This window comes from Pseudobythopirellula maris (assembly GCF_007859945.1).
GTDB classification, from domain to species: Bacteria; Planctomycetota; Planctomycetia; order Pirellulales; family Lacipirellulaceae; genus Pseudobythopirellula; species Pseudobythopirellula maris.
On sequence record NZ_SJPQ01000003.1, the window covers coordinates 704,751 to 725,862 of the forward strand.

At 66.0% G+C, this 21,112-nt stretch carries 14 protein-coding genes; 8 read left to right on the forward strand and 6 right to left on the reverse strand.

Features of this window, described 5'->3' with window-relative positions; genetic code table 11:
* Positions 1-289: 289 nt before the first annotated feature.
* From Mal64_RS15585 to phnX, 3 genes are all read left to right on the forward strand, one after another.
* On the forward strand, positions 290-868 hold the full coding sequence (locus tag Mal64_RS15585; RefSeq protein WP_146401906.1) for a phosphonate degradation HD-domain oxygenase: 579 nt from the start codon (positions 290-292) through the stop codon (positions 866-868).
* A gap of 67 nt (positions 869-935) precedes the next feature.
* Entirely contained in the window at positions 936-2,123 is a 1,188-nt protein-coding gene (locus tag Mal64_RS15590; protein ID WP_146401908.1) for a TIGR03364 family FAD-dependent oxidoreductase, read from the forward strand.
* Positions 2,116-2,958: a phosphonoacetaldehyde hydrolase gene (phnX, locus tag Mal64_RS15595; RefSeq protein WP_146401910.1), complete on the forward strand. Its 843-nt coding sequence runs from the start codon at positions 2,116-2,118 to the stop codon at positions 2,956-2,958. Before Mal64_RS15590 ends, phnX begins: the two co-directional genes overlap by 8 nt.
* Positions 2,959-2,976: 18 nt before the next feature.
* On the opposite strand, the gene Mal64_RS15600 is transcribed toward phnX, so the two are convergent.
* Positions 2,977-4,242 (reverse strand): aspartate aminotransferase family protein, encoded by a 1,266-nt coding sequence (locus tag Mal64_RS15600; RefSeq protein WP_197525807.1) that lies wholly within the window; start codon positions 4,240-4,242, stop codon positions 2,977-2,979.
* Positions 4,243-4,500: 258 nt separating this feature from the next.
* On the opposite strand from Mal64_RS15600, the gene Mal64_RS15605 reads away from it, so the two are divergent.
* The 3 genes from Mal64_RS15605 (at position 4,501) to Mal64_RS15615 (ending at position 7,570) form a co-directional block, all read left to right on the forward strand.
* The gene (locus tag Mal64_RS15605) at positions 4,501-5,742 is read left to right on the forward strand and encodes an AraC family transcriptional regulator (RefSeq protein ID WP_146401914.1); all 1,242 of its coding nucleotides are present in this window, start codon (positions 4,501-4,503) and stop codon (positions 5,740-5,742) included.
* A 315-nt stretch (positions 5,743-6,057) separates the two neighbouring features.
* Positions 6,058-6,681: an HdeD family acid-resistance protein gene (locus Mal64_RS15610; RefSeq protein ID WP_146401916.1), complete on the forward strand. Its 624-nt coding sequence runs from the start codon at positions 6,058-6,060 to the stop codon at positions 6,679-6,681.
* Between the two features lie 151 nt (positions 6,682-6,832).
* The gene (locus Mal64_RS15615; RefSeq protein ID WP_146401918.1) at positions 6,833-7,570 is read left to right on the forward strand and encodes a hypothetical protein; all 738 of its coding nucleotides are present in this window, start codon (positions 6,833-6,835) and stop codon (positions 7,568-7,570) included.
* A gap of 101 nt (positions 7,571-7,671) precedes the next feature.
* Here the strand turns inward: Mal64_RS15615 and Mal64_RS15620 are convergent, their stop codons facing one another.
* The 5 genes from Mal64_RS15620 to Mal64_RS15640 all read right to left on the reverse strand — a co-directional run bounded on the left by Mal64_RS15620 (position 7,672) and on the right by Mal64_RS15640 (position 17,897).
* On the reverse strand, positions 7,672-9,801 hold the full coding sequence (locus Mal64_RS15620) for a polyribonucleotide nucleotidyltransferase (RefSeq protein ID WP_146401920.1): 2,130 nt from the start codon (positions 9,799-9,801) through the stop codon (positions 7,672-7,674).
* A 340-nt stretch (positions 9,802-10,141) separates the two neighbouring features.
* Positions 10,142-10,411, reverse strand: a complete 270-nt coding sequence (gene rpsO, locus Mal64_RS15625) for a 30S ribosomal protein S15 (RefSeq protein ID WP_146401922.1) — start codon at positions 10,409-10,411, stop codon at positions 10,142-10,144.
* 386 nt (positions 10,412-10,797) lie between these two features.
* A complete protein-coding gene (locus Mal64_RS15630) occupies positions 10,798-11,835 on the reverse strand; it encodes an acyl-CoA desaturase (RefSeq protein WP_197525808.1) in 1,038 nt (345 codons plus the stop codon).
* Between the two features lie 434 nt (positions 11,836-12,269).
* Positions 12,270-14,876 (reverse strand): ComEC/Rec2 family competence protein, encoded by a 2,607-nt coding sequence (locus Mal64_RS15635; protein WP_146401927.1) that lies wholly within the window; start codon positions 14,874-14,876, stop codon positions 12,270-12,272.
* A gap of 48 nt (positions 14,877-14,924) precedes the next feature.
* Positions 14,925-17,897, reverse strand: a complete 2,973-nt coding sequence (locus Mal64_RS15640) for a hypothetical protein (RefSeq protein WP_146401929.1) — start codon at positions 17,895-17,897, stop codon at positions 14,925-14,927.
* A gap of 21 nt (positions 17,898-17,918) precedes the next feature.
* Between Mal64_RS15640 and Mal64_RS15645 the strand changes: the two genes are divergently transcribed.
* Together Mal64_RS15645 and Mal64_RS15650 are read left to right on the forward strand one after the other, a co-directional pair.
* On the forward strand, positions 17,919-18,161 hold the full coding sequence (locus tag Mal64_RS15645) for a hypothetical protein (protein WP_146401931.1): 243 nt from the start codon (positions 17,919-17,921) through the stop codon (positions 18,159-18,161).
* Positions 18,162-18,608: 447 nt separating this feature from the next.
* Entirely contained in the window at positions 18,609-20,882 is a 2,274-nt protein-coding gene (locus tag Mal64_RS15650) for a S9 family peptidase (protein ID WP_146401933.1), read from the forward strand.
* Positions 20,883-21,112: the final 230 nt, after the last annotated feature.

A 21,112-nucleotide genomic window follows, 5' to 3' on the forward strand; every position in this document is an offset into this window, starting at 1 on the left:
GTGCGGTCCAAGGAATTGGGGATCGACTCCACATGCGGCCTTCGGTTTGTCTTGCTGATACGTGAGTCGCAAGAACCTATCGCCCTAACATGAAGAACCTGTGAATCCCACGATCTGGCGCAGAGCGTCAAACGAATTGCGCTCTCTGTGACTCGCGGCCGCGCCTTGGCTGATAGGCTTACGCCTTCGATCAAGCCGCACGTGTGTCTCGCTGCTGACGACGAGCCCCTCGATTAGCGGCATACTGACAAGCTATTTTTGATTCCCCTGCGAAAGGCGACGCCGCGAGATGGCCGAGACCGAACAATTGACCGCCGTGACCATCTCCGCCGAGGTGCTGCGGCTCTTCCGGGCTGGCGGGAACTCGCTCTACGGCGGCGAAGCGGTAACACAGCTCGAGCATGGTCTGCAGGCGGCCATGCTGGCCGAAGAAGAGGGCGCCTCGAGCGAGCTGATCGTGGCGGCGCTGGTGCACGACATCGGGCACCTGCTGCACGACCTGCCGGACGACGCCCCGGACCAAGGGGTCGACGACGCCCACGAACGGCTTGGCGCCGATTGGCTGGCCGACCGTTTCCCGCCCGAGGTGCTCGAACCGGTGCGACTGCACGTCGACTCGAAGCGTTACCTCTGCGCCACCGAGCCGGGCTACTACGAGGAGCTCAGCGAGCCTTCGCGGGTGAGCCTCGGCCTGCAGGGCGGCCCGATGAGCGAAGAAGAGTGCTTGGCGTTCCGCGCGGGCGAGCACTACGAGTCGGCCCTGCGGCTGCGGCGCTGGGACGACACGGCCAAGATCGACGGCCTCGAGACCCCCACTCTCGAGCATTACGCCGCTCACATCGAGCGTGTCGCCCTCGTGTCTGAATGAATATTGGCGCGGCCCCACGGGCCTTGGAGCAAGAGAACTGATCGGTCAGCGAGAAGGCGAGCGTTGCATGGCGGAGCGAGTGGCGGTTGTTGGCGCGGGCATTGTGGGTGTCGCCCACGCGTGGCGTGAAGCGGCGCGCGGGCGGAGCGTCACGCTCTTCGAACGCGACCCTCGCGCGCAGGGCGCCTCGGTCCGAAACTTTGGCATGGTCTGGCCGATCGGCCAGGCGCCCGAGTTGATCGACACTGCGCTCTCGAGCCGATCGCTGTGGCGTGAGTACCTCGACGCAACCGGCGCATGGGGCCACGAGCTCGGCTCGCTACACGTCGCCAACCAGCAGGACGAGCTGCGGGTCCTCGAGGAGTTTGCCGCAGCGGGCCCCGACCTGGGATACGACTGCCGTATGCTCAGCGCCGCGGAGGCGCGACGCGCATCGCCGGCACTCGACCACGAAGCCACGCTCGGCGCGTTGGCCAGCCCGACCGAGATCGGTGTCGACCCACGCGAGGCGATTGCGGTAGCCCCGGCGTGGCTCGCCGAGCGCTACGGCGTTGAGCTCGAGTTCGGCGCGACGGTCGTCGACATCGACATGCCGCGGCTGCAAACCGCCGACGGGCGCCGCTGGGAGTACGACCGGGTGGTGGTCGCTTCGGGCGCCGACTTCGCCACGCTCTACCCCGATGCGTTCGCCACGGCCAGCCTGCTGAAGTGCAAGCTGCAGATGATGCGCACCGGCGCCCAGCCCGAAGGGTGGCGCCTCGGCCCGATGCTCGCCAGCGGCCTGACGTTGCGGCACTACCCCACGTTCTCAATCTGCCCCGGGCTCGCCGCGCTCAAAGAGCGTATCGCAAGCGAGACGCCCGAACTCGACAAGCACGGCATCCACGTGATGGCCGCGCAGAACGGCCTCGGCGAAGTGGTGCTCGGCGACTCGCACGAGTACGGCGGCTCGGCCGAGCCGTTCGACAACGAAGAAATCACCCGGCTGATGCTCCGTGAGCTGCGTAAGATTTTCGCTCTGCCCGATTGGGACCTGGCGGCGCGGTGGCACGGCGTGTACGCGTGGCGATCGGCGGGCGGGGTCGAGTTCGAGCACAAGCCGGCCCCCGGGGTCACGATTGCCCTGGTCAACGGCGGCTGCGGCATGACGATGGCCTTTGGTCTCGCCGAGCGGCGCGTGGCGCGCGGCGCCCCGGTCGGTCCGAAACAGCCGGCTTTCTTGAAGTCACGAACGACAGAGGCGATCCATGATTGAGGTTGAACCCCGGCGGCTACAAGACTCGGAGCCCCTCACGCTGCGGGCGGTCGTGCTCGACTGGGCCGGCACCACGGTCGACTACGGCAGCCGCGCGCCGATCACCGCCATCCTGGCGGCGTTCGACGAGGCGGGCTTCCCCGTGACCGAGGCCGAGGCCCGCCAACCGATGGGCCGCGCCAAGCGTGACCACCTGCAGACGCTGCTCGCGATTCCCGAGGTCGCCGCCCGCTGGCGCGACGCGAAGGGGCGCCCGTCGGAAGAGTCGGACATCGATTACCTGTACGAGAACTTCTTGCGGGTTCAGGCGGGCTGCGTCGCCGAGCACTCGGGTCTGATCCCTGGCTGCCTCGAGGCGATCGCATCGTGTCGGGAAATGGGTCTGAAGATCGGCTCGAGCACGGGCTACACCCGCGAGTTGCTCGCCGCCGTGGCGGAGCGCGCCTGCGGGGAGGGCTACACGCCGGACGTGATGCTCTCGGCTGACGATGTGTCGCCCGGTCGCCCGGCGCCGTGGCTCTGCGTGGAAAACGCGCGTCGGCTGGGTGTTTATCCGATGGCGTCGGTCGTCAAGGTGGACGACACGCCGGCCGGAGTCGCCGCCGGCCGCAACGCCGGCGCATGGAGCGTGGGTGTTGTCCAGAGCGGCAACGAGGTGGGGCTCACGCTCGAGGCCTTCGACGCTCTGGCGCCCGAAAGACGTGAGGCTGCGGTAGTGCAGGCTTGTGAACGACTCACCAAAGCCGGCGCGCACTTCCTCATCGACACGATCGCCGAGCTGCCCGCGGTGGTCGAGCGCATCAACGAGAAGCTCGTCCAGGGCGAACGCCCGTAAGCTCCAACGCCGAGCGGCTCACGCCAACTGCGGGAGCACCACCCGGTCGAGGGCGCCGCCGAGCAGGGCCAAGAACTCGTCGCAGTCCGCCTCGTTGTGGGCGATCGACAGGTAGAGCTTGGTGCCCATCGGGTTGAGGAACACGCCACTGCGGAACAGCTCGAGCATCAGCTCGCGGGCGACCTGCTTGTGCTCATGGCGGCTCGTGCGGTAGTCGCGCGGAGCCTGCGACGTGAAGGCGATCTGGGCGAGCGGGCCCTCGCCGATCACGCGTGCGTCGATCTCCCGCTCGACCAGCAGGTCACGCATCCCCTGCCGCAGGTAGCGGCCGAGCCCGTGCAGGCGTTCGTACACTCCCGGCTCGGAGAGCAGGTCCAGCGTCACGAGCGCCGCGGTGGCGGAGAGCGGGTTGCCGCCCAGCGTCGAGGCGGTCCAGACGTAAGTCTCGCCGGTGTTGCGGTCTTCGCGGGTCAGGCTCATCAGGTCGGCGGAGCCGCCGAACGCGCCGATCGGCATGCCGCCGCCGAGCGCCTTGCCGTACGCCACGAGGTCGGGGACGACGCCGTAGTGATCCTGGGCCCCGCCGAGGGCGAGCCGGAAGCCGGTGACCACCTCGTCGAACACGAGCAGCACGCCGTGGCGGCTCGTCGCCTCGCGGAGCGCCTCAAGAAAGCCCGGCTCGGGCGGCAGGCAGCGTTGCAGCGGCTCAACGATCACGGCGGCCAGCTCGCCCGCATGCTCGGCGATCAGCGCGGCGGTCCGCTCGGCGTCGTTGAAAGGGGCCACGAGCACGCCGCCGTCCAGGTGCGTGGTCAGGCCGTCGCACGACGGCTCGGCCTCGGGGTAGGGCAGGTCGGCCTGCGGGAACATGCTCGTGACGCCCACGTCGTGGGCGCCGTGATAGGCGCCCTCGAATCGCATCACCCGCGGCTTGCCGGTCGCCGCGCGGGCGAGCCGCAGGCAGTACATCGTCGCCTCGGTGCCGGACGCGCAGAAGCGCACCTGCTCGCAGGCCGGGCTGATGCGGACGATCCGCTCGGCCAATTCGAGCGAGGCGTCGGTCACGGTGGCGAAGTTCGAGCCCATCGCCAAGCGTTCTGTGACCGCGCGCACAATCTTCACATTCGCGTGCCCAACGAGCACCGAGCCCCAACCCATCGAGTAATCGAGCATGCGCCGGCCGTCGGCGGTCCACAGCCGACACCCTTCGCCACGTTGGATTACTGTCGCCAGTTCCGCGGGAAGGTTAAACTCGCCGTTGCCGCCCGCGGGCAGCACACTCATCGCCCGTTGCGACCAAGGACTGTTGGCGCGAGTGGCTGAATCGTGTGCTGCGGCGGGGCTCAGGGGGGATGTCGACTCGAACGGCATCGGACGGGTTTCCTTGTTGAGCGGATGGGTTCAAAGCCTTGGGCGCGACGGGCGCCGAGCGGCCCCCGCCACATTATCCTGCCCAGGCCGTCCCGTCGTGTGCCGTGCGCTCAGCGCCCAAGGTTTTGCGCACGGCGACGCGTCGTAGCGAAGTGACTCGCATCAAATCGGATGATTATGAATCAGATCGTCGCCACCGAAACGAAGATTCCCGCCCGCGCCGCAACGCCCCACCGTGCCGCCACGCAGCAACGCGTTGCGCTGCTGATCGACACGGCGACCACCTGGGGCGCAGGTCTCATCGAGGGGATCGCCGATTACGCGAAAGCGAACCGCCGCAACTGGCTCTTCTCGTTCGAGCCACGCGGCAAGTACGACCGTCTGCTGCTGCCCGACGGCTGGCGGGGCGATGGCGTCATCGCCCGCATCACCCACCCCGGCCTCGCCGAGCAGTTGATCAAGCGTAAGATGCCCGCGGTCAACGTGTCGTGGTTCCGCTACGGCGGCAACATCATCCCGCGGTGCAGTTGCGACGAGGCGGCGGCCGCCCAAATGGCGGCCCGCTATTTCTTCGACAACGGCTACCGCCAGTTCGCTTACTGCGCGTCGACCCTCCGGCCGAGCTACCACGACCGCCTGGGCGACGCTTTCGCCGAGGAGATCGCCCGCTCGGGTTTTCCCTGCGAGCGGTTCGATCCCGATCACGATCGGTTCGAAAAGCTCGACAGCGAGCAGCAACTCGGCGAGCTGTCGCGTTGGCTGGAGGGACTGCCGAGGCCGATCGCGCTGCTGGCGTTCGACACGATCCAGGGGCGCCAGGTCACCGAGGCGTGCTCGCAGTCGGGCCTGTCCGTGCCGGACGACATCGCGGTGCTCGGCGGCGAGCACGACGAGCTCTGCTCGCGCATCTCCTCGCCGCAGCTATCGGGCGTCGACCAGAGCCCCCAGGAAGTCGGGGCCCGCGCCGCCGAGATGCTCGACCAGCTGATGGCCGGCCAGACGCTGAAGGACTCGAACGTCGGGCTGCCTCCCAAGCGGATCATCACCCGCCTGTCGACCGACAAGGTGGCGATCCAAGACGACATGCTGGCTGCGGCCATCTTGTTCATCCGCCGGCACTTCGCCAACGAATTGCGGATCCGTGACATCCTGCACGAGATCCCGCTGAGTCGGCGGGCGCTGGAGATCGGCTTCCGCCGCCACCTGGGACGCACCCCGCGCGACGAGATCCGCCGCATCCGCGTGCAGAAGGCCCAGGAGCTGCTGTGCGACACCGATTGGCCGATCACTCGCATCGCCACCGCCTGCGGCTTCGACCGCCCGGAGCTGCTGACCCGCGCGTTCCGGCGGGAGCTCAAAGCGACGCCTTCCGAGTTCCGCCGGCGCGTGACGCAAGGCTTGGCCAAGCGTTGATTGCGGTTGGCGGTTTGGGCTCGCGAAAAGGATCGCTCTTGGATCGCTATGTGGATAGTCTTGCCCGAGCGACCAAGCACCGATTAGCGCGCCGCTCGCAAGGAACGACTCCGTATTTGAATCGGCACTTTTCTAAAGTTGGAGCCGGCGAATCAGGCCTGAGGAAGAGCCAGCCGGCGGCTTCTCATTGCTTCGCGTTCCCCGCTGGGGTTGCTATATTTGAGTCGTGTTCGTCGTCTCGGCAAGCCGGACGACTCGCTCTGTGGAGTGGAAGATTCGTCCCCTGCAACGGCTCTCGATCGCGAGCAACCAATCATGTCAGATTCGACAGCCGACGCCCCGCAGCCGTTCGATCCGGACCAGATCGCCCCGGCCGGGCGTGAGCTGCTCTCGCTGGTCGCCGGCTTGTGGTGGGTCCCGCTTTTGCGCGGCATGATGCTGATCGTGCTGGGAGGTTACGCGTTGCTGACGCCCGGCCTGACACTGGTCGCCTTCGCCACGGTGCTGGGGGTCTTCGTCCTGTTTGATGGCGTGCTCGCGATTCTCGCCGGCGCCATGGGCTGGGTTGCGTCGCGTTGGTGGGCGATCGCCCGCGGCCTGCTCGGCGTGGGCGCCGCCCTGTTCGTGCTGGCCCACCCCGCGTTGGTCGGGGTGGTGGGCGTCACGACGCTTGTCCTGCTGCTCGCGATCCAGTCGATCGTTGCGGGCGTGCTGGAGATCGTCGCCGCGGTCCGCGAACGCAATCAGATCGAGGGCGAGTGGTGGCTGATCCTCGGCGGGGTCCTGTCGGTCGTATTCGGCGGCATCTTGCTGTCGCGCCCCGTGCTCGCCGGCGCGCTGCTGATCCAGGTGCTCGGTGCGTTCGCCATCGTGGGCGGCGTCGCGTTGGTCGTCGCCTCTTTGCGTCTGCGATCTTTCGGCAAGCGCCAGCAAGTGTAACGCCGTCCAACCGCTGTCAGTACGAAACGAGCATCCCGGTTCTTTCGAGAACCGGTTTTGCAGCGGGCTAGTCGTCGAGGGCGTTACGGATTTTGTCTAAACGGCTGGATCCAGATTTAAGAACCTGGGGCGCCGCCGCTACAATCTCTCTATGCCGCTCCCCCGCCGAGACGAAGTCCACCCCTCCGACCATGCCACCCGGGCGTTGCTGGTCTCTTACCAGACCGTCCGCCGTGCGATCGGCATGACGGGGCTGCTGCTGCCGCTGGCCCTGTGGCCGCTGGGCTGGCTGCTGTTTGGCGTCGAGGTGCAAGACAACATGAGCGGCTACTACCACACGCCGATGCGCGACGTGTTCGTCGGCGCCCTGTCGGCTATCGGAGTGTTCCTCTTCTGCTACGAGGGGAACGACTGGGTCGAGGACTGGACGGCCAACCTGGGGTGCGTCTCGGCGATCGGCGTGGCTCTCTTGCCGCTCGACGAGGGGAAGGACCCGCTCGATCATCAGTCGCTGGTCGGCTACGCCCACATGGCCTTCGGCGCCATGTTCTTCCTCACGCTGGCGTTCTACTCGCTCTACCACTTTCCGAGTTGGAAGTGGAAAGCCCACGAGGAGGCGCCGCACGAAGACGAGCGGAACCTCGTCTATTGGGCCAGCGGCCTCGCGATCCTCGGCAGCATGGCGGCGATGGGCGTTTACCTGGTGCTGCCCGCGAGCCTCAAGGCGCCGTTCAACCGCTACAACTTCATGTTCTGGATGGAGTGGGTCGCCGTGTGGGCGTTCGCCGCTGCGTGGCTGACTAAGGGCCGGGCGATCGTGGCCGACCTGGCGGTTGAGGTGCTCGCCCTGCCGACCGAAGCGCTCAAACGACGCGTGCGGCGCCACTGAGCCCGATCGATCGCCTGTGGGAAACGGGCGCCATCGCACGAAAAAAGCCGGGCCCCTCGCGGGACCCGGCTTTGTATCTATCCGATTGAAGCGTCCCAGGCTCACGCCTCGGCGGTCTCTTCCTTCTTCTCGTCACCGCCCTCGGCGTCGGCGATCGCGGCGCGACGGCTGAGCTTCACGCGGTCTTGCTCGTCGACGGCGATCACCTTGACCTCCATCGGATCGCCAACCTTGCAGATGTCGCCGACCGAACCGACGTAGTCGTTCGACAGCTCGCTGATGTGGCAGAGGCCGTCCTTGCCGGGGAGGATCTCGACGAATGCGCCGAAGTCCTTGACGCTGGTGACCTTGCCCTGGTAGACGCGGCCGACTTGCACCTTGGCGGTGAGCGCCTCGACGCGGCCGAGGCCTTGGGTAACGGTCGCCTCGTCCGGGCCGGCGATCGTGATCGTGCCGTCCTCTTCCACGTCGATCTGCACGCCGCAGTCTTCCTGGATGCCACGGATCGTCTTGCCGCCCGGGCCGATCAGCAAGCCGATCTTCTCCGGGTTGATGCTCGTGCGCACGAGACGCGGGGCGCTGTCGGAGGTCGACTCACGCGGACGCGTGATGGCCGAGAGCATGCTGCGGAGGATCTCGATCCGTGCCTCGCGGCTCTGGGCGAGCGTGGCGCGAATGATCTCTTCGCTGATGCCCATGATCTTCAGGTCGAGCTGGATGCCCGTGATGCCGTTCTGCGTGCCGGCGATCTTGAAGTCCATGTCGCCGAAGTGGTCCTCGTCGCCGAGGATGTCGGTCAGCAGGGTCCAGTCGTCGCCTTCCTTCACGAGGCCGACCGAGATGCCGGCGACCGGGTTGGAGATCGGCACCCCGGCGGCCATCAGGCCCAAGGTGGCGCCACAGACGCTCGCCATCGAGCTCGAGCCGTTCGACTCCAAGATGTCGGAGATCACGCGGATCGTGTAGGGGAAGTCGTCGTGGTCCGGCAGCACGGGCCCGACGCTACGTTCGGCGAGCATGCCGTGGCCGATCTCACGCCGACCGGGGCCGCGGATCGGGCGGCACTCGCCGACCGAGAAGCTCGGGAAGTTGTAGTCGAGCATGAACCGCTTGGAGTACTCTTCCAGCAGACCGTCGACACGCTGCTCGTCGCGGCCGGTGCCCAGGGCGATCGTGATGAGCGACTGCGTCTCGCCACGCTGGAACAGGGCCGAGCCGTGAACGCGGGGCAGCAGGTCGACCTCGCAATGGATCGCCCGCAGGTCCTTGCCGCTGCGTCCGTCGGGACGCTTGCCCTCAAGGATGCTCTCGCGGATGACGCGGGCCTCGAGGTCGTGGAACGCGGTCTTGAAGGAGCCCATCGTGTAGGCCCCCTCGGCGTCGGGGTCGGGGATGAACTCGGCGAGGGCGGCCGTCTTGATCGCCTTGACGGCGTCGGCGCGGTCCTGCTTGCCCTCGGTCTGCTTGGCCGCCTTCAGGTCGGCGTGGTACTTCTCGGCGAGCTTGTCGAGCAGGCCGTCGCTCTCGGGCGGCGTGTAGGGCGCCTTCTCAACGCCCATCTTCTCGGCCAGCTCGTTCTGCATCTCGCAGAGTTCGCCGATGAAGCGGTGCGCTTCCATGAGCGCCTCGGTCATCTCGTCCTCGGGCATCTCGCGGGCGAAGCCCTCGATCATGAGGATCGCGTCCTTCGTGCCCGAGACGATCAGGTCGAGCTCGCTGAACTCCAGCTCGTCGGCCGTGGGGAAGGGGATCAGCTTGCCGTCGACCTTGCCGATGCGGATCGAGCCCAGCGGGCCCTCGAACGGCATGGGCGAGATAACCAGCGAGGCCGAAGCGCCGTTCATGGCCAGCACGTCGCCGTCGTTCTGGCGATCGCTCGCCATGACGAAGTTCTGGATCTGAACCTCGTCCTGGAATCCCTCGGTGAACATCGGGCGGATCGGACGGTCGATCAGGCGGGCGGTGAGCGTTTCCTTGGTGGTGGGCCGGCCCTCACGCTTGAGGAAGCCGCCCGGGAACTTGCCCGCCGCGGCGTGCCGCTCGCGGTAGTCGCACATCAGCGGGAAGAAGTCGATGCCGGGCCGCGGGTCGCTCGTGGCGGCGGCGCTCAGCACCACCGTCTCGCCGAGTTGCACGGTGACACAGCCGGCGGCCTGCTTGGCGAGGGCGCCCGACTCCATGATGATCGTCTTATCGCCAATTTGCTTCTCTACGCGGGTTCTTTCCAACATGCTTCTCTCGAGTTCTTTCTTGGGTTTAGACGCCGATGCGGCGGTCGCCGAGACGCGCGACACGAAGGAGGGGGCGACGGACGGCTCACTAAACGAGCCGTCGGGCGTGAGACCCAGGCCACAAGGGCCGTGCCGTGGAGAACGAGGGCGCCGACAGAACCAAACGCTAAGGACAACGCGACTCACGAGCGAGACGCGTGGTGGGGAAGAGTGAGCCACGTGAAGCCGCGAAGCGTCGGTCATCGACGCCGCTGCGGACCACCTGGGTGGGCTCTTTGGGTTGGCCGTGTGGGGGCGAAGCCGGATGAAACCGGCGCCGACCGCAAGGGCGGTGCAAGGGTTACTTGCGGATGCCCAATCGCTTCAGCAGGTCGATGTAGAGCTGCGGGTTCTTTCCCTTGACATAGTCGAGCAACCGGCGACGCCGGCTCACCATCCGCAGCAATCCGCGGCGGCTGGAGTGGTCCTTGCTGTGGACCTTCATGTGCTCGGTCATCTCGATGATGCGGCTGGTGAGCAGCGCGATCTGGACCTCGGGCGAACCGGTGTCGGTAGCCTCACGCCCAAATTCTTGAACCAGCTGTTCTGTCTGCTCAGTCTTCAATGGCATCTTTAGATCCGTTTCCCGCGTGTCTGTGTCGTATCCTGCCGGGCGCTCGGCTAGTTGATTCCCTGGTGCTTCCCCTGTCAGACGGGCGTTCTTCCCGTTGGGTCTCGGCACTCCGAGAGGGTGGGGGAAGCAACCGACCAACAATCCTTGGTTGGGTTTTTGGGGCCCCGATCTACGCGGGGTGGGTGTCGCCTGCTCCTTCGGTCGCGAGCCCCAACAGCCCCAACAGGGGGCTTTGCCGGACGGCTGGCGAACACAAAACCTAACGTTAGTTTCCGGTACGCTACTGTAAGCCCCGCAGTATACCGGCGCCTGTGGGCATTGCAATGGGATGCAAGGGCCTCTTTTCGCCAGAAATAGCCTCGAATCGCCGTACCCTGGGCAAATCAGGCGGGCCTGGCGCCCTTGGGGATGTCACGAAGCCGCACGACGTTCCAGGCAAGGCCGGTTTTCTCCATCGCCAGGATCACCCAGTAAGTGAAGTCGATCTCCCACCAGCGGTGCCCCTGGCTCGCGACCCGCTGGAAGGCGTGGTGGTTGTTGTGCCACCCCTCGCCGAACGCCAGCAAACCGACCCACCAGAGGTTCTTGCTGTCGTCCGAGGTCTCGTAGTTACGATAGCCCCACAGGTGGGTGGCCGAGTTGACCATCCACGTGACGTGCAGCACGTAAACCATCCGCACGCCGGTGCCCCACAGCAGCATGGAGAGGCCCGAACGCCAGCCGCCATCGAGTCCCATCCACTGGCCCCAGTAGCCCACGGCGTACAAGGCCAGCCCGAGCACGATGTGCGAGGGCAGGAACATCTTGTGGAGCAGCACCATCATGCGGTCCTTCATCAGGTCAGCCGCGTAACGGTTGAGCAATTCTTTGTGCCACTTCTGGCCGAGATTGGGCATGAACCACGTCATATGGCTCCACCACTTGCCGTCGCGCGGCGAGTGGGGATCGCCCTCTTTGTCGCTGAAGGCGTGGTGCTTGCGGTGGTTGGCCACCCAGGTCAGAGCCGAGCCCTCGCCCGACAAGCCGCCCACGAAGGCCAGTAGCCAGCGGATCGGCTTGTAGGTTTGGAAGCTCTTGTGCGTGAGCAGCCTGTGGTAACCCATGCAAACGCCCAGCGAACCGGTCATCACCGACAAGATGGCGCAGACCGCCAAGCCCTGCCAGCTGAAGTAAAACGGTGCGGCGATCGCAAAGACATGGACCATGCCAATCCAGATCACGGTGGGCCAGTCGAGCCCGCGACGCCACATGGCCCACGAGTTGGCGGGCGGCATGGGGGTGTCCATCGCCGTGCGGCGACGCGACTTGGGGGCCGGCTTGGCGCCTCCGCGGGGCGGCCGCGTTGGAGCCGGTGTCGTCAGGGTCGCGGGACCGGCGTCGGTCGTCAGCGGATCGGATTGGGGCGTGGCGTCAATCGACATCGCGGGGAGTCTCGTTCCGTGGGGAGAGCGGGAATGCCGTTGGGCGCCGCGGGAAAGAAGACCTTTTGCTAGGCAGGGGAGCAACGCTGGGTCGCGTTGCATGGGAGAGCTTGCCTGCTACGGCCTTAGAGAAAACTGGAGTGTTCTTGGGCGTCTGTTGGGTTCGCTTGGTTGCACTCTGCCTACTAGCGGCGCCAACACGCGGGCCAAAACGCCAAGTCGTGGCGAGTCAGAGCCCCCTTACCGTCGGGGTTTGCAAGCAAAGTTGTCAAGGGCGAGGCGACTCGCCGCCAACGGCGGTCAACCGCACAACCTGTGAGACAAGCTCTCAACAAGGTGTGCGCATGTCCCTCAACTTACTAGCGACTTAAAAACACCGCTACCCCAGACGCATCGCCGTCGGCAGTCCGCACAGCCAACGCCGCCCAGGTGGGTCATGGCGTAGGGGCAGGGTGGAAGCTCTCGATACGGACCCCAGAGCGGCCGAGTTCAGCGAAAACAGCCCCACGGTCGAGCGTTCGCCACACGCTAGCCCCCCGCATGGCGTAGCTTGCCCCCGCGTCGGCGGCCGATCGTTCACCGCTGCTGATCACGACCGCCTTGGGGCGGCACCATTCGGCCAAACCAGGCGGGTCGCTGTGGGGGCTTCCGTGGTGCGGCGCCAAAAGCACGTCGCAGGCGTACGGCTCCAGGCTCAAGAGCCTCTCAAGCCCTTCGCCCTCCAAATCGCCGGGCAGCAGCACACGGCGGCCGGCGTGCTCGACTCCGAGCACCAAGCTGTTGGCGTTGTCCGGCCCGAACACCCCCAGCCGGTCGGGGTGCAGCACCTCGACAACCGTCGCCCCGCCTTCGGTGTCGCCGAATCGCAGCCGGTCACCGAACTGGAGCTCGTGCAGCGACACGCCGTGGCGTTCGATCGCGACGCGCAGCTCCCGCAGCCCGGCGCCGCGTCGCGCTTCGACGGCGTCTTCGAACATCATCGGCGAGACATAGACGGCGCCAACTTCGAAACGCTCGAGCAGCGCCGGCAGAGCGTTGTAATGGTCGACATCGGCGTGCGAGAGCACGACGCCATCGAGCCGCGTGACGCCCCGCGACCATAACACCCCGGCGATCGTGCGAGCCGTTGCTTCCGGCGAGCCGAGCGAACCGGCGTCGCAGAGCAGGGCGCCGCCGCCGGGGGTCTCCACGAGTGTCGCGGCGCCGTGGCCGACCGCCACGAACGTGCAACGCAGATCCCCTGCAGGACCCAGGGCGGCGATGAGCGATGGCGCAAAGACCAGTGCGACCCACGCCAAGGCCGCCCGCGCCGTGAGGTTAGGCCCCCACGGCCGACGCCAAGCGGCGACCGCCAACGCCAGCAAGGCATACCACGCGACGGTCGCCGTGAATCCCAACCCAACCGTGTAGAAGCTGCTCCCCGGCGTCGCGGCGCCCGCCTCCACCGCCACGCGTAAGACGCCGAGGGCGTAGTCGCACAACCACGCCGGAATACTCACCAGCCAACCCATCCTCACCGAGCCCAGCCCAAGGCCCCCAAGCAAGGCGGTGACCAATCCGGTGGAAACCGACACGGCGGTCATCGGGAAGACCACCAGGCTCAGCGGCAGGGCAACCGGCGAGAGCAGGTGGAAGGTGTGGGCCAACAGCGGCGCCGAGACGACCCACACGACACATGTCGCCAGGAGCAGCGTTCCGGCCCATCGGCCGGCGCCGCGGAGCAACCTTTCGCCCGGCGAGCGGGTCGATTCGACGAGTCGCCTGATCGGTGACTTGGGGCGTCGTTCGCGATGAGCAACCACCGTTCCGAAACCGATGAGCGTAGCGGCGGCAAGGAAGCTGAGTTGAGCGCCCGGCTCGAACAACGCGGCCGGCTTGCCAACGAGCACCGCAAGCGCCGCCACGGCTAGCGACGCGGGACCGGTCGGCAGCCGACCCACCAGAGCCGCGACACAGGCGACCTCGACCAGAGCGGCAGCGCGGAGGGCAGGGGGCCGGCCTCCCGTGAACGCCGCGTACGCCGCCACGATCGCCATCACTCCCACCACGCCCGCCCAACGGGGCGCCAGGCCGGCCCTCACGGCGAACAGCAACCCGGCGGCGATCAGCCCCACGTGCAACCCCGAGACCACCAACACGTGGAGCGAACCGGTCCGGCGGAACGCATCACGTTGCTCCTCACCCACCGCGTTGCGGTCTCCCAGCAGCATCGCTCGCGCGAGCGCGGAGTTGGCTCCGGAGAGCCGCTCGTCGAACACACGACCCATCGCCGTACGCAACGAGCCAGGCCAATCGGCAGGCGTACGCCACGCTCCGCCGCCGTCGATCACGGCGACGCACTCGGGCGCCTCACAACGCAGGCGACAGAGCCGTCGCTCCCCCCGCTCGCTCTTGGCCCAGTCGTGCTGCTTCGGGTTGGCCGCCTGTCGCACTCGATCGAGTTGGCCGTAGACTCGCACGAGGTCACCAGGCTCGCCTTCGCTCCAAACTCCGTTGACGGTAAGCACCGCGGCGCCGCTCACGGGCCGCCATCGCACCCCATCGCGAAGCCGCACGACCTGCAGGGCGAGTCGGGTCCGTTCGCCAGCGGGAATCGCCCGCAGCGCGGTGGTGGGCGGCGCCGGCGAGTGCTCGGCCGGCGAGACGAGTCGCGCTTCAAGGCAGACCGGCGACGACGCCGGTCTGGCCCAACGCGCCAGCTCGTCTTCAGCAAAGAAACGCCATTGCGTGTGGGCCCAGGCGGCGCCCGCCAGCGCGATGCAGAGCAAGAGCGTGACGCCCGAGGCCCAGCATCGTCCTCGTCGCCACAACGCGAGCCAACCCCACCACACCGCCATCGCGGCTACAAAAGCAAGGACGCCCATCGGGGCCCAGCGGTCGGCCGCCGCACCGACCACCGCGGCCAACGCAACGAGGACGATCGGCTCGCCGAACGGCGTCGCCGCCCGACGGCGCTGCTCGAGCAGCGCAGGGGACCATGGGGCGACGCGCTGACGCGGCCACTCGGTCGGGGGCGAGCTGTGGTCGTCGGCGCGGCTCACAAGGCGACGCTATTAGGGGGGCGAAACGCCTCCAATGCCCGACCGGGGTCACACGGCCCGGAGCCAGCCCACCATGGCCTCGTCGACCGTCCAGGGTAGCAGATCGTCAGGCTCGCCGGGCGGCTCCGACGACAGGAAATCGCTCTCCAACGATTCAACCCCGTAGGCAGCAGTGGAAGCGGCCACGGCTGCCTCTAACAAGAGCAGGGATTGAGCGTCTGACGCCTCAGCGATGAACGAGGGCGTGACAGATTGTGTCACTGCTGCCCCCCGTTCTCTGGTCGCTAGCGATACGACGGCAGCAGCCTCTGTCTCGATCGCCGACCTCGCTGTGGGTGATACAGGCGAGTCCTCATCAGTAGTAGCGGGGCCAGTTTGGAAGGGGACGATTGCCGACGACTCAACCGTGGCCGGGGAAATGGTAGACGCGGCCGCACGGAGCGATTCGATCGTTGCGTAACTGTGGCCGTAGTTATCCACCCACACTTGGTGATCAGCCAGATCGACCCTGCGGTCGCCATTGCCGTCGGCGCCAGTCCAGGGGAGCAGCGGCTTGGCGGCGTCGGCCCAGATGGTGAAGTCCGCGCCGTCGACGCGGCCATCGCTGTTGAAATCGGCAGCCAGACCGGCGCCGGCTTGGCCGTACGAGTCGGCCCAAAGCGTCGCGTCGGCGTCGTCGACAAGGCCGTCAAGGTTGGCGTCGCCCGGCGTGCCGGGCACGGCTTCGGGCATGCTATCGAGCCACACATTGTAGTCGGCCCCGTCGACGACTCCATCGCGGTTGTAGTCGCCGGCGCCGGCGTGAGACTGGAAGAGCGCCTTGTCGGTCAGGCCCGACGCGAGCCAGTCGAGCTGCTGTGCATCGCTCCACATTGCGTCATCGAAAACGGCGAGTATCGGATTGATCGACGACACTGTTTGGCCATCGGCCGACGACCACTTGAACTCGTTCAATTGAAGATCGAGCTCGGTGTAGACGATGTCTTGATCGACGTCTGTCGAATTGATCCGAGAAGCGACTTGCGCACGATAGCCATTCGCACTAAAGACGATCTCCATCACGTCGCCGCGGAGGAACTCCCCGGTTGTTTCGTAGCTGAACACTAACTCGCCGTCGTCGTAAACTTCGACATCGACGGTGGCGTTGTTGCTGTTCCCTGTAGAATATCTTCGGTACTCATAAGAGATATCGACCCGATCACCGCCTTCGCCGGTAAACGAGGCGATCGGCATCTGGCCGTTGTATTTTTGCACCGCGTGTTCGGGCAGTTGCACCATCAACCCAAACGACAACTCGTCGCTCAGGCTGAGGCCCGTAATCGCAGCCGCCTCGTTCGCACCGGTAGCTTGCGGAGCCAGCGGGTAAGTCGTGTCGGGTGAGACGCCGAAATACGGCGTCGCCACCAAGTACCGCGCGCCGGGGTTGGGGTCGAAGGTAAAAAGCCTAGTCGCAAAGCGGCCGTCCTCGCCCGACGGAGTGCCGCCCGATACCCCCAAGGGCGTCCAATCAAGCGTGGTGGCGACTTGGTAGCCGACCTCCCCGTTGTAGCTTTGTCCTCCGTACCCCGGCACGCCAACAGACGCCATTAAGCTGGCCGTCTGGTCACCTAGATTCGCGACCCACTGCTCAAGCACGTAACGCTCGGAGCCATCCAGCGGCTGGCCTGAGGGCGTTAGCCACCAGGCCCCTAAAGCATTGCTTTGTTCGCCGAGTGTGACCTCGTATACCGGGGCCGCGCTCAAGAACGGCGGGGCGGGGGCTTGCACATCCAGCGCAGCACCATCGTCCGTATAACGCCAAAGCGAGTCGCTGTACTCCACCTGCCTTAAACTGTTGCCCGTTCCTGGGGCGGTTTGCATTTCGAGGGCCGGGGCGAGTTCGTTCTTCCCCCCCGAAGCCAACTGCATCGGCCGGATTGTTTCGATTTCGGGGAGGTCGGCGAATAAAAACTCGTTGTCCCCACTAGGGGAAATGATGCGGTCGCCATACAGCCAGATAAATTCTTTGCCGCTGGCGGCGGCATTGACCTTAGTCCAAGTCGAGCCGTCGGGAGAGAAATAGCTTTTCCCCAGCACGTAGCCAACGCCTTGCTGCCAATGCAAGTGCAGCGGCGCCTCGGCCCTGTACTTCGTTCCCAAGGGGCGACGCCCTGGCCTCGTGATCAGCCCCTCGATGCTGAAGAACTCTTCTGCCGTCTCGAGCGCGCCAAATCGCATGACCAATTCTTGGGTCAGATCGCCGGCGGCTAAGTGCTCGCCGTGCGACGGAGCGGGCGCAGCTGAAACAGGCTGGGGAGCCCCCTTCGCCACAACTTGGTTCGCGTCTGCCCCGCCGTAAACCACCTCACTCACGATGCTCGAAGTCTGGTAATTCTCGAGGTCCAAGGCATGGAAGATCGTATGGTTGATCTCATCGGTATCGCCCCAATGCGAGATCACTCCGCCGGTGGTGATGGCCGCCGTGTGCGCGTGCCAGTTGACGTTTGGCCCCTCGGTCCAATCCTCGTAGACCACTCGGTTGGGTGACACGACCCATTCGCCCGTTTCTGCCGAGCGGTCGGCGCGGAACAAGCCCACCTGCCCGCCAAGTGGCGAGTCGTACCCACGCAGGTAGTCGGCCCAAGGGAACCAAGCCGCCTCGGTGTCCTCGTAGCTATCAACCGGGAAGGGGTTAGAGAAAGACCAAACCTGCCCACGCACCACGTCTGTGGCCACCCCGTCGGCGAGCGGCGGCACAACAACGCCACCGCCTACCTGATCGACTAGATTGAGCGACGCCCCGTAATCCTGTGAGTAGACAAAAGCCATGCCTACCGGACGGTACGCGCCGTCGACGAATTCGCTCCTCTCCAAGGCAATAACAATCAATCCGTGGTGGACTACCGCTGCGCGTGGAACGTAGCGAGCATCGATGCCATCGGGCAGCGAAGCCCCCAACGATTCGTAGCTGAACTCACCCACCAACTCAAAAGACTCACCTCGGTAGATTTTGACTCGTGACACGCTGTGCACGTTCGCCACGGCCAGGGGTGTCTGACCATCGTGATCCCACCCAGACCCTATCACGCTCGCCAAGCCCGTGACGCCCAGACCCACACCGCTCGATCGCCATTCGAGTTCGTTGGCGTACGTGAGCGCGGGGCCGAAGCGGGGCTCGTCCGCCGCCACCGCAACGCCGACAGCGTCGACCGTTTCGACGCCGCGGGAGAACTCGGTCGCGAGTGTTCCGATGGCCGCCTGATCGTAGAGAACGAACTGGGCGTCGCCGACCGCCGTTCCGGCTAGCAGGCAACGTGCTTCAAGCGGTTCGAAGGCGAAGCGCCTCCGGGATTTGGCTGCGGTAGTGCGTGGCATAGGGAGAGAAAAGAGCTGTTCCGTCGTCTGAAAAGAATGTGAGCGCAACCCGAGCCTGGCGCCTCTCCGCCTTATTGTACCCAGACCTTACAGTCTCCATGGCAATCCGACTCAAGCTGACTGCCTAAAAACAGCGTGCTTGAGCGGAGAAAACCGGCAAGACCGCCCCGGAACCAAGCTCCTACCCGGTCCGTACGGGAGGGCGACGCAGGGGGGAGGCCCCCGGGTCGCCCGGGGCATATACTCGTGGATCGAGCCGCGGCGAGCCCTTACCCCAAGCGGGTGAGCCTCCTTCGTAAGCACGGCTCTCAGGGACGATACGCATGAGGGCGCCCACGACGCGCCACTTCTTGAACCACTAGCAGGGATGAAAATTCGATGAAGAAATCAGCCTCGGCTTCGCGCCGCGGGGGGGCCCGATCGGCCGCCCGCCACGCCGCTTGGACCCTCACGGAACTCGCCGCCTTCGTTCTATTCCTCTCGCTTTTCGCGGGCTGCAGCAGCGAAAGTGTGGAAACGGAAACCGCCGCACCGGCTGCTGCACCGGCCGCCTCGACCCAAGCCGCCGAGGAGGCGCCGGCGTCCTCCGCCGTAGCCCCCCCAGCCAAGGATCCCGGCGCAGCCGCCATCGCCATGTCCGACGTGAAGCTCATCCCCCGCTCGGTGCTGTTTGGCAATCCGCAAAAGGCCCAGGGCCGTTTGAGCCCCGATGGCAAGTGGCTCAGCTACTTGGCGCCGGTCGAGCAGGAGAACGGCGCCGAGGTGATGAACGTGTGGGTCGCCCCCGCCGACAAGCCCGAAGCGGCCGAGCCGGTGACCGAAGACAAAGTGCGCGGCATCCGCGGACACAGCTGGGCGTACGACGCGAAGCACATCATCTACTCACAAGACAAAGACGGCGACGAGAACTGGCACGTCTACGCCACGAACGTTGAGACCAAGGAGACGAAAGACTTGACGCCGGTCGACGGCGTCCGCGGTGAGTTGCAAGGCGCCTCCGAGCGTCAGCCCGACACGCTGCTGATCGGGTTCAACGATCGCGACGAGCGTCTGCACGATGTTTACCGAGTGAGCATCTCCAGCGGCGAGCGTGAGCTGGTGCAAGAGAACCCCGGCTTTGCCGGCTTCGTGACCGACGATGATTTGAAAGTTCGTTACGCGGTGAACTTCACCCCGACCGGCGGGCAGGTGTGGCTGAGGCCCACCGGCGAGCCGGGCGAGAAAGGCTACGAGGATTGGGAAACCTTCCAGGAGTTCTCGTCGGTCGACGCGATGAACAGCAGCCCGGCCGGCTTCGACAAGACCGGCGAGGTCTTCTACTACCTCGACAGCCGAGACCGCGACACGTCCGGCCTCTTCGCGCTCGACCTGAACACAGGGGAGTCTGAGCTGCTTGCCGAAGACCCGCGGGCCGACCTCAGCGGCGCCATGGCCCACCCGACCGAGAAGACCCTCGAGGCGGTGTCGTTCACTTACAGCCGTCGTGAGTGGAAGATCCTCGACGAGTCGATCCGCCCCGACATCGAGTTCTTGCAAGGCTTCGCCGACGGCGAGTTCCAGGTCGTCACCCGCACGCTCGACGACAAGACATGGGTCGTGGCCTACATCCAGGACGCCGGCCCGATCGACTACTACAAGTACGACCGCGAGGCGCAAGGGGACGGCCGTATGACGTTCCTGTTCGCCAACCGCGACGACCTCGACCAGTACCAGTTGGCCAAGATGCACACGCCGGTGATCGAGAGCCGCGACGGCCTCAAACTCGTCAGCTACCTGACGCTGCCGCCCGGCAGCGACCCGGATGGCGACGGCCGACCGGACGAGCCGGTCCCCATGGTGCTCGACGTGCACGGCGGCCCCTGGGCCCGCGACGGCTGGGGTTTCAACGGAACGCACCAGTGGCTCGCCAACCGCGGCTACGCCGTGCTCTCGGTCAATTACCGCGGCTCCACGGGCTTCGGCAAGAACTTCACCAACGCGGCGAACGGCGAGTGGTCGGGCAAGATGCACGACGATCTTTTGGACAGCGTCGAGTGGGCCGTATCGGAGGGGATTGCCTCACGCGACCAGATCGCCATCTACGGCGGCAGCTACGGCGGCTACGCCACACTGGTGGGCCTCACCTACACGCCCGAAGTCTTCGCCTGTGGGGTGGACATCGTCGGCCCGTCGAGCCTCGTGACGCTGATGCAAAACATCCCGCCCTACTGGGCGCCGTTCATGCCGGTGATGAAGGTGCGCGTCGGCGACGTCTCGACCGAAGAGGGCAGGGCGGCGCTCTTGGAGAAGTCGCCGCTGGAGAAGGTCGACCAGATCCAGCGGCCGCTCTTGATCGCCCAGGGCGCCAACGACCCGCGCGTCAAGCAGGTCGAGGCGGACCAGATCGTCGCGGCGATGGAAGAAAAGGGGATCCCCGTCACCTACGCCCTCTACCCCGACGAGGGCCACGGCTTCCGTCGCCCGGAGAACAGCATGAGTTTTAGCGCCGTGGCCGAGGCGTTCCTGGCCGAGCACCTGGGCGGCCGCTACGAAGCGATCGGCGATGATTTCGAGGGTTCGAAGCTCTACGTCCCCACCGGCGCCGAGGGCGTGCCAGGCTTGGCCGAGGCGCTGAGCGATGACCGCATGCAGACGCCGCCGGCCACAGAATAGCTGCTGGCGGTGATTCTTTTTCTTTCGTGCTCCAAGATGCTTGCCTTCTCAGGCGGCCCTGCCGATACTGAAGAGTATGAGCAACACCTCGCGCTACTTCTGGTTCTATTTTGCCGGGTTCTTTACGGGCCCCGGGGCCGGAGGAAATGCGTAACGCGAGAGCACGCTCAGCGAAACGACACGACTTCAAGCCCCGGGCGCCAAACGGCGACCGGGGCTTTTTTTGTCTC